The 13,163-nt window shown below is 71.7% G+C and carries 10 protein-coding genes; 9 read left to right on the forward strand and 1 reads right to left on the reverse strand.

All coding sequences use genetic code 11. The annotated features are described in order from the left end of the window. Nucleotide 1 precedes the first annotated feature (1 nt). Nucleotides 2–733 (reverse strand): maleylpyruvate isomerase family mycothiol-dependent enzyme, encoded by a 732-nt coding sequence (locus tag K7G61_RS21000; RefSeq protein ID WP_225848466.1) that lies wholly within the window; start codon nt 731–733, stop codon nt 2–4. A gap of 262 nt (nt 734–995) precedes the next feature. Here K7G61_RS21000 and uvrA point away from each other — a divergent pair, with 262 nt between their 5' ends. From uvrA to tpiA, 9 genes are all read left to right on the forward strand, one after another. Further along, nucleotides 996–3,908: an excinuclease ABC subunit UvrA gene (uvrA, locus tag K7G61_RS21005; RefSeq protein WP_225848467.1), complete on the forward strand. Its 2,913-nt coding sequence runs from the start codon at nt 996–998 to the stop codon at nt 3,906–3,908. Nucleotides 3,909–4,039: 131 nt separating this feature from the next. Beyond that, nucleotides 4,040–4,483 carry a Rieske (2Fe-2S) protein gene (locus tag K7G61_RS21010; protein ID WP_225848468.1) on the forward strand — a complete coding sequence of 148 codons (444 nt, stop codon included), beginning with the start codon at nt 4,040–4,042 and terminating at the stop codon, nt 4,481–4,483. 148 nt (nt 4,484–4,631) lie between these two features. Beyond that, nucleotides 4,632–6,803, forward strand: coding sequence for an excinuclease ABC subunit UvrC (gene uvrC / locus K7G61_RS21015; RefSeq protein WP_225848469.1), 2,172 nt, complete (start codon nt 4,632–4,634; stop codon nt 6,801–6,803). 32 nt (nt 6,804–6,835) lie between these two features. After that, on the forward strand, nt 6,836–7,729 hold the full coding sequence (rapZ, locus tag K7G61_RS21020) for an RNase adapter RapZ (protein ID WP_225848559.1): 894 nt from the start codon (nt 6,836–6,838) through the stop codon (nt 7,727–7,729). Beyond that, complete coding sequence (yvcK, locus tag K7G61_RS21025; protein ID WP_225848470.1) at nt 7,726–8,739, forward strand: uridine diphosphate-N-acetylglucosamine-binding protein YvcK; 1,014 nt, start codon at nt 7,726–7,728, stop codon at nt 8,737–8,739. The genes rapZ and yvcK overlap by 4 nt, the downstream gene beginning before the upstream one ends. Continuing rightward, the gene (gene whiA / locus K7G61_RS21030; RefSeq protein ID WP_225848471.1) at nt 8,730–9,707 is read left to right on the forward strand and encodes a DNA-binding protein WhiA; all 978 of its coding nucleotides are present in this window, start codon (nt 8,730–8,732) and stop codon (nt 9,705–9,707) included. The genes yvcK and whiA overlap by 10 nt, the downstream gene beginning before the upstream one ends. 170 nt (nt 9,708–9,877) lie before the next feature. After that, nucleotides 9,878–10,882 (forward strand): type I glyceraldehyde-3-phosphate dehydrogenase, encoded by a 1,005-nt coding sequence (gene gap / locus K7G61_RS21035; RefSeq protein WP_225848472.1) that lies wholly within the window; start codon nt 9,878–9,880, stop codon nt 10,880–10,882. A gap of 148 nt (nt 10,883–11,030) precedes the next feature. Next, on the forward strand, nt 11,031–12,245 hold the full coding sequence (gene pgk / locus K7G61_RS21040; RefSeq protein WP_225848473.1) for a phosphoglycerate kinase: 1,215 nt from the start codon (nt 11,031–11,033) through the stop codon (nt 12,243–12,245). A 5-nt stretch (nt 12,246–12,250) separates the two neighbouring features. Beyond that, nucleotides 12,251–13,036, forward strand: coding sequence for a triose-phosphate isomerase (tpiA, locus tag K7G61_RS21045; protein WP_374204192.1), 786 nt, complete (start codon nt 12,251–12,253; stop codon nt 13,034–13,036). Nucleotides 13,037–13,163: the final 127 nt, after the last annotated feature.

Here is a 13,163-nt window from a genome sequence, read left to right on the forward strand (position 1 = left end):
TTCAGAGTAGCGGCGGCAGCACCGGCGGCGCCGCGTCGGGAGTGACCGTGAGGCCCTTGCCGCTACCGCGCCCGCTGACCCAGGCCAGCAGGTCGTGGCAGGAGCCGGCGACCGTCACCTCGGGCTCGGTGGCCGCGCCGATGGTCCACGTGCGCCCGCTGCCGGTGTCGTGCAGCTCCACCGCCGCGACGCCCTCGTGGCCGGTGAGGCCGTCCAGCAGGTACGCGAGCTCGCGGGCGGCGAAGTCGCCGGGCAGGTCCGCGCAGTCCAGGCCCGCGTCCAGGTCGACGTGGTGCAGGCTGACCTCGACCAGCCGCTTCCAGGGGATCTCGGCCGCCGCGACGACGCGGCCGGACCGCATGGTGACCTGCGCGGCCCACGCGGACGGCGGCAGCGCGTCCCAGGCGGCGGCGAACCGGTCGGCGGAGGCCCGCAGGTCCGCCAGCTGCTCGGCCGGCGGACGGCCCGCGCCCGCCTCGATGTCGGCGTCGCGTGCCTCGGCCGACGCGTACATGGGCGTCTCCTCGCCGGTACGCGCCCAGGTCAGCAGGTTGGTCAGCGCGTCCGCGTTGCGCGCGACATGGGCCAGGACGTGGCCGCGGGTCCAGCCGGGCAGCCGGGACGGCTCGGCCAGGTCCTCGGCGGACAGCGCGGCGGCGGCCTCGGCCAGCCGCGCGGTCGCCTCCCGTACGGCGGCGGCGTCACGTTCCGGATCGGGTCGTTCGACGGTCACTGTGCCTCCAGAGGGGTACGTGGTCGGGTCCGACGCTAGTGGGCTTACCCGATCGGGTGAACCTTGCGACACGGCGCCGTAAATCGAAAGCGCGTGCTATAGGGTCGGTCGAGTACCGCGGCAGCACGCGGACCCGTACTCCAGACCCGTACGAGCCGGCGAGTGGAAGAAAAGCCGAGGGCACCCCGTTTACGCTGACTGGGGGGTGCAGACCCTCGGGTGCCGAACCCCTCCCCGCTTTCCAAGAAAGGTGCGCACTGGCGTGGCCGACCGACTCACCGTCCGTGGCGCTCGCGAGCACAATCTCAAGAACGTCTCGCTGGACCTGCCTCGTGACTCGCTCATCGTGTTCACCGGGCTGTCCGGCTCCGGCAAGTCCTCCCTCGCCTTCGACACCATCTTCGCCGAGGGCCAGCGCCGCTACGTGGAGTCACTGTCCTCCTACGCCCGGCAGTTCCTGGGACAGATGGACAAGCCCGACGTGGACTTCATCGAGGGCCTGTCGCCCGCCGTGTCCATCGACCAGAAGTCCACCTCCCGCAACCCGCGCTCCACCGTGGGCACCATCACGGAGGTCTACGACTACCTGCGGCTGCTGTTCGCGCGCATCGGCAAGCCGCACTGCCCGCAGTGCGGCCGGCCCATCTCCCGGCAGTCCCCGCAGGCCATCGTGGACCGGGTGCTGGAGCTGGAGGAGGGCAGCCGCTTCCAGGTGCTGTCGCCGCTGGTGCGCGAGCGCAAGGGCGAGTTCGTGGACCTGTTCGCCGACCTGCAGACCAAGGGCTACAGCCGGGCCCGGGTGGACGGCGCCACGATCCAGCTCACCAGCCCGCCCAAGCTGAAGAAGCAGGAGAAGCACACCATCGAGGTGGTCGTCGACCGCCTCACCGTCAAGGACTCCGCCAAGCGCCGGCTCACCGACTCGGTGGAGACCGCGCTCGGGCTGTCCGGCGGCATGGTCATCCTCGACTTCGTGGACCTCCCCGAGGACGACCCGCAGCGCGAGCGGATGTTCTCCGAGCACCTGTACTGCCCGTACGACGACCTGTCCTTCGAGGAGCTGGAGCCGCGCTCCTTCTCGTTCAACTCGCCCTTCGGCGCCTGCCCGGACTGCACCGGCATCGGCTCGCGCATGGAGGTCGACCCCGAGCTGATCGTCCCCGACGAGCAGAAGTCGCTGGCCGAAGGGGCCATCGCGCCCTGGAACGGCGGGATGTCCAAGGGCTACTTCGACCGGCTGGTCGAGGGCCTGGCCGCCGAGCTGGGCTTCCGCACCGACATCCCGTTCGCGGGCCTGCCCGCCCGGGCCAGGAAGGCGCTGCTGTACGGGCACAAGTCCGAGGTCCGCGTCGCGTACAAGAACCGGTACGGCCGCGAGCGGGTCTACAACGCGCAGTTCGAGGGCGCCATCCCGTTCGTCAGGCGCCGCCACCAGGACTCCGAGAGCGACTCCAGCCGGGAGCGCTTCGAGGGCTACATGCGCGAGGTGCCCTGCCCGACGTGCCGCGGCGCCCGGCTCAAGCCGGTGGTCCTGGCGGTCACCGTGCAGGACAGGTCCATCGCCGAGGTCTCCGCGATGTCGATCAGCGACTGCGCGGAGTTCCTGGGCGGCATGAAGCTGGACGCCCGCGACAAGAAGATCGCCGAGCGGGTGCTCAAGGAGGTCAACGAGCGGCTGAGGTTCCTGGTCGACGTCGGCCTCGACTACCTCTCGCTCAACCGCGCGGCCGGCACCCTGTCCGGCGGCGAGGCCCAGCGCATCCGGCTGGCCACCCAGATCGGCTCCGGCCTGGTCGGCGTGCTGTACGTGCTGGACGAGCCCTCCATCGGCCTGCACCAGCGGGACAACCACCGGCTGATCGAGACCCTGGTGCGGCTGCGCGACCTGGGCAACACCCTGATCGTGGTGGAGCACGACGAGGACACCATCAAGACCGCCGACTGGGTGGTCGACATCGGCCCCGGCGCGGGCGAGCACGGCGGCAAGGTGGTCCACTCCGGCTCGCTGAAGGAGCTGCTGGCCAACGAGGAGTCGCTGACCGGCCAGTACCTGGCGGGCAAGCGGTCCATCCCCACCCCGCCGGCCCGCCGGCCCGCCGACCCCAAGCGGCGGCTGACCGTCCACGGCGCCCGGGAGAACAACCTGCGGGACATCGACGTGTCCTTCCCGCTGGGCGTGCTCACCGCCGTCACCGGCGTCTCGGGCTCCGGCAAGTCGACCCTGGTCAACGACATCCTGTACACCCACCTCGCCCGGGAGCTGAACGGCGCGCGCAGCGTGCCCGGCCGCCACACCCGCGTCGACGGCGACGACCTGGTGGACAAGGTCGTGCACGTCGACCAGTCGCCGATCGGCCGCACCCCGCGGTCGAACCCGGCCACGTACACCGGCGTCTTCGACAACATCCGCAAGCTGTTCGCCGAGACCATGGAGGCCAAGGTCCGCGGCTACCTGCCCGGCCGGTTCTCCTTCAACGTCAAGGGCGGCCGCTGCGAGAACTGCGCGGGCGACGGCACCATCAAGATCGAGATGAACTTCCTGCCGGACGTGTACGTGCCGTGCGAGGTCTGCCACGGCGCCCGGTACAACCGGGAGACGCTGGAGGTGCACTACAAGGGCAAGTCCATCGCCGAGGTGCTGGACATGCCGATCGAGGAGGCGCTGGACTTCTTCGAGGCGGTGCCCACCATCGCCCGCCACCTGCGCACCCTGAACGAGGTCGGCCTGGGGTACGTGCGGCTCGGGCAGTCCGCGCCCACCCTGTCCGGCGGCGAGGCACAGCGGGTCAAGCTCGCCTCCGAGCTGCAGAAGCGCTCCACCGGCCGCACGGTCTACGTCCTGGACGAGCCGACCACCGGTCTGCACTTCGAGGACATCAGCAAGCTGATCAAGGTGCTGGCCGGGCTGGTCGAGAAGGGCAACACGGTGATCGTCATCGAGCACAACCTCGATGTGATCAAGACCGCCGACTGGGTGATCGACATGGGTCCCGAGGGCGGGAGCGGCGGTGGCCTGGTCGTCGCCGAGGGCACCCCGGAGCAGATCGCGGGCATCCCGGCCAGCCACACCGGCAAGTTCCTGCGCGACATCCTCGGCCCGGACGCGGTCAGTGACGCGGCGGTGCCGGCCCCGCGCAAGAAGGCGGCGGCCAGGAAGCGGGCGGCGAAGGCGTGAGCGCGAGGCGTGGTTCAGAGGGTCCGTACAGGGTCGGGCCGTAGGGTCGGCAGGGCGGGCCGCGGCTCCGGCCCAGCCCGCACGACCCCCGTGGCCGGGCCGGCCACCCCGTCCGTACCCCTGGAGTACGCATGTCCACCGAACCGATCGCCCGCCGCCGCACCGTCCTGCGCGGGACGGCACTGGCCGCGGGCGCTGGGGCCGGCCTGACCGGGCTGACCGCCTGCGGCAACTCCTCGGGCGGCTCGTCCGGCGGCTCGTCGGGCGGACCGGCCACGGCTGTGGACCTCGGCGCGTCGTCGGCGGTCCCGGTGGGCGGCGCCAAGCTGTACCGCGAGGACAAGGTGCTGGTCTCGCAGCCGAAGCAGGGCACCTTCAAGGCGTTCAGCGCGGTGTGCACCCACCAGGGCTGCGTCCTGGACGCGGTGGACGGCACCACGGCGTCCTGCCCGTGCCACGGCAGCCAGTTCGACGCCACCACCGGCGCCGTCGTCCAGGGCCCGGCCACGCAGCCGCTGCCCGCCGTCTCCGTCACCGCCTCCGGCGGCAAACTCACCGCCGGACCGGGCGCCTGACGGACCGGGCGCCTGACGGACCGGGCGCCTGACGGACCGGGCGCCTGACGGGTCCGGGCGGCGCCGCACCCGGCCGGCCGCCGAACGGTCCCCGCGCCGCACCGGGCCTGAACCCGGTTTGTCACATCCCGCCAGTAGGGTGGGAGCCATGGCGGACCCCAGCACCTACCGACCGAAGCCGGGCCAGATCCCCGACTCCCCCGGGGTCTACAAGTTCCGGGACGAGCACGGCCGGGTGATCTACGTCGGCAAGGCGAAGAGCCTGCGCCAGCGCCTGTCCTCGTACTTCCAGGACATCGCGAACCTGCACCAGCGCACCGCCACCATGGTCACCACGGCCGCCTCGGTGGAGTGGACCGTGGTGTCGACCGAGGTCGAGGCGCTGCAGCTCGAATACTCGTGGATCAAGGAGTTCGACCCGCGGTTCAATGTCAAGTACCGCGACGACAAGAGCTATCCGTCGCTGGCGGTCACCATGAACGAGGAGTTCCCGCGCGTCCAGGTGATGCGCGGCCCCAAGCGCAAGGGCGTGCGCTACTTCGGTCCCTACGCCCACGCGTGGGCGATCCGCGAGACCGTCGACCTGCTGCTGCGGGTGTTTCCCGTGCGGACCTGCTCCGCCGGTGTGTTCAAGCGCTCCGCCCAGATCGGCCGGCCCTGCCTGCTCGGCTACATCGGCAAGTGCTCGGCGCCCTGCGTGGGCCGGATCAGCGCCGAGGACCACCGCGAACTCGCCGAGGAGTTCAGCGACTTCATGGCCGGCCACACCGGCACCTACCTGCGCCGCCTGGAACAGCGGATGAAGGACGCGGCCGCCGCCATGGAGTACGAGCAGGCGGCCCGGCTGCGCGACGACATCGAGGCGCTGCGCCGCGCCATGGAGAAGAACGCGGTGGTGCTCGCCGACGCCACCGACGCCGACCTGATCGCCGTCGCCGAGGACGAACTCGAAGCGGCCGTGCAGATCTTCCACGTCCGCGGCGGCCGGGTGCGCGGCCAGCGCGGCTGGGTCACCGACAAGGTCGAGGCCGTGGACACCGCGGGCCTGGTCGAGCACGCCCTCCAGCAGCTGTACGGGGAGGAGAGCGGCGACGCCGAGCAGTCCGGCGGCAGCGGCGGCGTGCCCAAGGAGGTCCTGGTACCGGCCCTGCCCGAACCCGCCGCCCCGCTGGTCCAGTGGCTCGGCGAGCGGCGCGGCTCGGCGGTCAGCCTGCGGGTGCCGCAGCGCGGCGACAAGAAGGACCTGATGGCCACCGTGCAGCGCAACGCCCAGCAGGCCCTCGCGCTGCACAAGACCAAGCGGGCCTCGGACCTGACGACCCGTTCGCGCGCCCTGGAGGAGATCGCGACCGCCCTCGACCTCGACACCGCCCCGCTGCGCATCGAGTGCTACGACATCAGCCACCTCCAGGGCGACGACGTCGTGGCGTCCATGGTCGTCTTCGAGGACGGCCTGGCCCGCAAGAGCGAGTACCGCCGCTTCCAGATCAAGTCGTTCGCCGGGCAGGACGACGTCCGCGCCATGCACGAGGTCGTCTCCCGCCGCTTCCGCCGCTACCTGCAGGAAAAGCAGCGCACGAGCGAATGGGAGGCGCCGGACGGCTCCTCCGGCCCTTCCGGTGCCTCCGGCCGATCCGGCGCGCCGGACGAAGCGGAGGCGATCGGGGCGACGGCGGGGCCGGACCTGGCGGCGGAGCCTGACGGCGAGGTCGGCGGGCCGGACAACGAGGCGGTCGGCGGGCCGATCGACCCCGACACCGGCCGTCCCCGCAAGTTCGCCTACCCGCCGCAGCTCGTCGTGGTGGACGGCGGCCGGCCCCAGGTCGCCGCCGCCTGCCGCGCGCTGGCGGACCTGGGCATAGACGACGTCGCCGTGTGCGGCCTGGCCAAGCGGCTGGAGGAGGTGTGGCTGCCCGGCCAGGACGACCCGGTGATCCTGCCCCGCACCAGCGAGGGCCTCTACCTGCTGCAGCGGGTGCGCGACGAGGCGCACCGGTTCGCGATCACCTACCAGCGCGGCAAGCGGTCCAAGTCGATGAAGGCGGGCGCGCTGGACGCCGTGCCCGGCCTCGGCGAGACCCGCAGGCAGGCACTGCTCAAGCACTTCGGCTCGCTCAAGCGGCTGCGCGGGGCGACCGTCGACCAGATCTGCGAGGTCCCCGGCATCGGCCGCCGCACCGCGGAGACGGTCGCCGCGGCGCTCGCCGCCGCCGCACCGGCCGCGCCGGCGGTGAACACCGCGACCGGGGAGATCATAGAAGAGGAGCCCCGGATTCCGCCCGGGGCGGTCAGGCCGGACCATCGGGGGAAGAGCACATGAGCGAGCAGCAGGACGGACAGGACGGCAAGCGTATGACCGGCGTCGGAGCGGGCGAACCCATCGAGGTCATCCCCGAACTGGTGATCATCTCCGGCATGTCCGGGGCCGGCCGCAGCACCGCGGCCAAGTGTCTGGAGGACCTCGGCTGGTTCGTGGTCGACAACCTCCCCCCGGCCCTCATCCCCACCATGGTCGACCTCGGCGCCCGCTCGCAGGGGAACGTGGCGCGGATCGCGGTCGTGGTGGACGTGCGCGGCCGCCAGTTCTTCGACAACCTGCGCGAGTCGCTCGCCGACCTCGCCGCCAAGGACGTCAAGCGCCGGGTGATCTTCCTGGAGGCGTCCGACGACGCCCTGGTCCGCCGCTTCGAATCGGTGCGCCGCCCGCACCCGCTGCAGGGCGCCGGACGCATCGTGGACGGCATCGCCGCCGAGCGCGACCTGCTGCGCGAACTGCGCGGCGACGCCGACCTGGTCATCGACACCTCCAGCCTCAACGTGCACGAACTGCGGGCCAAGCTCGACGCGCAGTTCGCCGGCGAGGAGGAGCAGGAACTCCGGGCCACCGTCATGTCGTTCGGATACAAGTACGGGCTGCCCGTCGACGCCGACCTGGTGGTGGACTGCCGCTTCCTGCCCAACCCGCACTGGGTGCCGGAACTGCGGCCCTTCACCGGGCTCAACGACGAGGTGGCCACGTACGTGTTCAACCAGCCGGGCGCCAAGGAGTTCCTGGACCGGTACGCCGAGCTGCTGCACATCGTCGCCGCCGGCTACCGCCGGGAGGGCAAGCGGTACGTGACGATCGCGGTGGGCTGCACCGGCGGCAAGCACCGCAGCGTCGCGATGTCGGAACGGCTGGCGGCCCGGCTGGCGGCGGACGGAGTGGAGACGGTGACGGTGCACAGGGACATGGGGCGCGAGTGATCAGAACGGGTCTGCGGCGGCGCCGTGAGGGCACGGCCCGCCGCGCCGGGGGGCAGCCGAAGGTGGTCGCGCTGGGCGGGGGGCACGGGCTGTCCGCGTCCCTCGCGGCACTGCGCCGCATCACCGGCGACCTGACCGCGGTGGTCACGGTCGCCGACGACGGCGGTTCCAGCGGGCGGTTGCGCGCCGAGATGGGCGTGCTGCCGCCGGGCGACCTGCGCAAGGCGCTGGCCGCGCTGTGCGGGGACGACGACTGGGGCCGCACGTGGGCGAAAGTGGTCCAGCACCGCTTCGTCAGCGAGGGCGAACTGCACGGCCACGCGGTCGGCAACCTGCTGATCGTCGCCCTGTGGGAACAGCTCAACGACGAGGTGGCCGCGCTGGAGTGGGTCGGCCGGCTGCTGGGCGCGCACGGCAGGGTGCTGCCCATGTCCGCCGTCCCGCTCGACCTGCACGCGGTCGTCCGCGGCCACGACCCCGAGCGGCCCGAGGCGGTCTCCACGGTCCGCGGCCAGGCCAACGTGGCGCTCACCCCGGGCGAGGTGCTGGAGGTGCGCGTCCTGCCCGCCGACCCGCCGGCCGTTCCCGAGGCCGTGCAGGCCGTGCTGGACGCCGACTGGGTGGTGCTCGGGCCCGGTTCCTGGTTCTCCTCGGTGATCCCGCACCTGCTGGTGCCGGAACTCGCAGAGGCCCTGATGAGCACCAGGGCCCGCCGCGTGCTCACCCTCAACCTCGCGCCCCAGCCGGGGGAGACGGACGGATTTTCTCCGCAGCGTCACTTGGAGGTTTTGGGGCGACACGCCCCTAAACTCACCATCGACGTGGTTCTCGCCGACGAGGCCGCCGTACCCGACCGTGAAAGCCTCGCCGAGGCGGCCGAGCGGTTGGGGGGCACGGTCGAGCTGGCCCGTGTCGCCGCCCCCGACGGTCCGCGGCACGACCCGGAGCTGTTGGCCGCCGCGTACGACCGTGTATTCCGAATGCGTGGAAGGATCGGCCCATGGCGATGACGGCAGCGGTGAAGGACGAGATCTCCCGGCTTCCCGTCACCCGGACCTGCTGCCGCAAGGCGGAGGTGTCGTCGATCCTCCGGTTCGCCGGCGGACTGCACCTGGTGAGCGGCCGGATCGTGATCGAGGCGGAGCTGGACACCGGGATCGCCGCCCGGCGGCTGCGCAAGGACGTCCTGGAGATTTTCGGCCACTCCTCCGACCTGGTGGTCATGGCGCCCGGCGGGCTGCGCCGCGGCAGCCGGTACGTCGTCCGGGTCGTCGCCGGCGGCGACCAGCTCGCCCGGCAGACCGGCCTGGTCGACGGCCGCGGCAGGCCCATCCGCGGCCTGCCCCCGCAGGTCGTCTCCGGCGCCACCTGCGACGCCGAGGCCGCCTGGCGCGGGGCGTTCCTCGCCCACGGCTCGCTCACCGAGCCCGGCCGCTCGTCCTCCCTGGAGGTCACCTGCCCGGGACCCGAGGCCGCCCTCGCCCTGGTCGGCGCGGCCCGCAGGCTGCAGATCCCGGCCAAGGCCCGCGAGGTGCGCAACGTGGACCGGGTCGTGGTGCGCGACGGCGACGCGATCGGCGCGCTGCTCACCCGACTCGGCGCGCACGACTCCGTACTGGCCTGGGAGGAGCGCCGGATGCGGCGCGAGGTGCGGGCCACCGCCAACCGGCTCGCCAACTTCGACGACGCGAACCTGCGGCGCAGCGCCAGGGCCGCGGTCGCGGCCGGCGCCCGGGTCCAGCGCGCCCTGGAGATCCTCGGCGACGACGTGCCCGAGCACCTCGCCGCGGCGGGCCGGCTGCGCATGGACCACAAGCAGGCGTCCCTGGAGGAACTCGGCTCGCTCGCCGAGCCGCCGCTGACCAAGGACGCGGTGGCCGGACGCATCCGCCGCCTCCTGGCCATGGCGGACAAGCGCGCCGCCGACCTGGGCCTGCCCGGCACGGAGGCCAACCTCACGGACGAGATGGTGGGCTGAGCCGCGCCGCTGCCCGCGCCCCTGGCTCCTTCCCGCCGTGCCCGGCGGGATCAGCGCGCCCCTGGTCGGCGGCGGCCCCCCGGGACCGGTAGGCTCGGAGACGGTCGGGGACATCCCAAAATTCGCAGCCGGAGAAACGGACTCCGGCGACTGAGCGAGGAGATCGGTTCGTGACGATCCGGGTAGGCATCAACGGCTTCGGCCGCATCGGTCGTAACTTCTTCCGCGCCATCCTGGAGCAGGGTGCGGACATCGAGATCGTGGCTGTCAACGACCTGGGTGACACCGCGACCACGGCGCATCTGCTGAAGTACGACACCATCCTGGGCCGCCTCAAGGCCGAGGTGACCCACACCGCCGACACCATCACCGTGGACGGCCACACCATCAAGGTGCTCGCCGAGCGCGACCCCGCCGCCATCAAGTGGGGCGAGCTGGGCGTCGACATCGTGATCGAGTCGACCGGCATCTTCACCAAGGCCGCCGACGCCGGCAAGCACATCGCCGGCGGCGCCAAGAAGGTGATCATCTCGGCGCCCGCCAAGGACGAGGACATCACCGTCGTCATGGGCGTCAACCAGGACAAGTACGACCCCGCGAGCCACCACATCATCTCCAACGCGTCCTGCACCACCAACTGCGTGGCGCCCATGGCGAAGGTGCTGCTGGAGAACTTCGGCATCGTCAAGGGCCTGATGACGACGGTCCACGCGTACACCAACGACCAGCGGATCCTCGACTTCCCGCACAAGGACCTGCGCCGCGCCCGGGCCGCCGCGGAGAACATCATCCCGACCACCACGGGTGCCGCGAAGGCCACCGCGCTGGTCATCCCGGAGCTGCAGGGCAAGCTGGACGGCCTGGCCATGCGCGTGCCGGTGCCCACCGGCTCGGTCACCGACCTGGTGGTCGACCTGGAGCGCGAGGTCACCAAGGACGAGGTCAACGCGGCCTTCCAGAAGGCGGCCGAGGGCCAGCTCAAGGGCCTGCTGGAGTACACCAGCGACCCGATCGTGTCCTCGGACATCGTCAACACCCCCGCCTCCTGCACCTTCGACTCGTCCCTGACCATGGTCCAGGGCAAGACCGTCAAGGTCATCGGCTGGTACGACAACGAGTGGGGCTACTCCAACCGCCTCGTGGACCTCACGGTCTTCGTCGGCGGACAGCTCTGAGCACCGCCTGACGATCACGCACCGACCGCGCACAGCGATGTGAAGGACAGGGCCCGGAGGGCGCGAGGACGCGCCTGCCGGGCCCTGTTCCGCTGCTTCGGGCAGTCCGCCCGGCTCGCACCAGTTCGAAGCCCACAGGAGACCCCAGATGAAGACGATTGACGACCTCCTCGCCGCGGGGCAGGTCGAGGGCAAGCGGGTGTTCGTCCGCGCCGACCTCAACGTCCCGCTGTCCGGCGAGACGATCACCGACGACGGCCGGATCCGCGCGGCCGTCCCCACGATCAAGCGCCTCGCCGACGCCGGCGCCAAGGTGATCGTGGCCTCGCACCTCGGCCGCCCCAAGGGCGCGCCCGACCCGCAGTTCTCGCTCGCGCCGGTGGCCGCACGCCTTGGTGAGCTGCTCGGCACCGACGTCGCCTTCGCCGCCGACACCGTCGGGGACAGCGCGCGGGCCACCGTCGAGGGCCTGGCCGGCGGCCAGGTGGCGCTGCTGGAGAACCTGCGCTTCAACGCCGGCGAGACCGCCAAGGACGACGCCGAGCGCGGCGCCTTCGCCGACCGGCTTGCCGCGCTGGCCGACACGTACGTCGGCGACGGCTTCGGCGCCGTGCACCGCAAGCACGCCTCCGTGTACGACCTGCCGGGCCGGCTGCCGCACGCCGCGGGCGGACTGATCGCCACCGAGGTCGGCGTGCTCAAGAAACTGACCGAGGACGTCGCCCGCCCCTACGTGGTGGTGCTCGGCGGCTCCAAGGTGTCCGACAAGCTCGGCGTCATCGACCACCTGCTGGAGAAGGCCGACCGGATCCTGGTCGGCGGCGGCATGGTGTTCACCTTCCTCAAGGCCCAAGGCCACGAGGTCGGCAAGAGCCTGCTGCAGGAGGACCAGATCCCGGTGGTCACCGAGTACCTGCAGCGGGCCGAGGCCAAGGGCGTGGAGTTCGTGCTGCCCGTCGACGTGGTCGGCGACCTGGAGTTCCCCGACGTCAAGGGCAAGACCCCGGCCAACCCGGTCGTCGCCCCCGTCGACGCCATCCCCGCCGACGTCCTCGGCCTCGACATCGGCCCGGAGTCCCGCAAACTGTTCGCCGCCAAGATCGCGGACGCCGCCACCGTCTTCTGGAACGGCCCCATGGGTGTCTTCGAGCACCCCGACTTCGCCGACGGCACCCGCGCGGTCGCCCAGGCCCTGGTGGACGCCCCGGCCTTCAGCGTGGTCGGCGGCGGCGACTCCGCCGCGGCCGTGCGCATCCTGGGCTTCGACGAAGACGCTTTCGGCCACATTTCCACCGGCGGCGGCGCCAGCCTGGAATACCTCGAAGGCAAGACCCTGCCCGGCCTCGCCGCACTGGAGAACTGACCGACATGACGCAGCAGAGCACCCGCACCCCGCTGATGGCGGGCAACTGGAAGATGAACCTCAACCATCTTGAGGCCATCGCCCACGTCCAGAAGGTCGCCTTCGGCCTGAACGACAAGGACCACGACGCGGTCGAGGTCGCGGTCCTGCCCCCCTTCACCGACCTGCGCTCCGTACAGACCCTGGTCGACGGGGACAAGCTGCGGATCAGGTACGGCGCCCAGGACGTGTCCGCGCAGGACTCCGGCGCCTACACCGGTGAGATCTCCGGTCCGATGCTGGCCAAGCTGAAGTGCACGTACGTGGTGGTCGGCCACTCCGAGCGCCGCCAGTACCACAAAGAGACCGACGAGCAGGTGAACGCCAAGGTCAAGGCCGCCTACCGGCACGGTCTGACCCCGATCCTGTGCGTCGGCGAGGAACTGGACGTCCGTGAGGCGGGCAACCACGTCTCCCACACCCTGTCCCAGGTCGAGGGCGGTCTGAAGGGCCTGCCGGCCGAGCAGGCGTCCACGGTCGTGATCGCGTACGAGCCGGTCTGGGCCATCGGTACCGGCAAGGTATGCGGCGCGAGCGACGCCCAGGAGGTCTGCGCGGCCATCCGCGCCAAGATCGCCGAGCTGTACTCGCAGGAGGTGGCGGACGCGGTCCGGATCCAGTACGGCGGCTCGGTGAAGGCCGGCAACGTGGCCGAGATCATGGCCCAGCCCGACATCGACGGAGCCCTGGTGGGCGGCGCCTCGCTCGACGCCGAGGAGTTCGTGAAGATCGTGCGCTTCCGCGACCAGTGAACTTCAGGGAGCGGTGAAGTACCCTGACGGGGCCGGAACCGTGCTGCCGCGCGGTTCCCGGCCCCGGCGCGTTGCTCCCGCCCCCGGCGGGGGGAACACCATCCGCGTAGTCATGTAGTGCCGTCCT

Source organism: Streptomyces sp. HPF1205 (genome assembly GCF_020400825.1).
Taxonomy (GTDB): Bacteria; Actinomycetota; Actinomycetes; order Streptomycetales; family Streptomycetaceae; genus Actinacidiphila.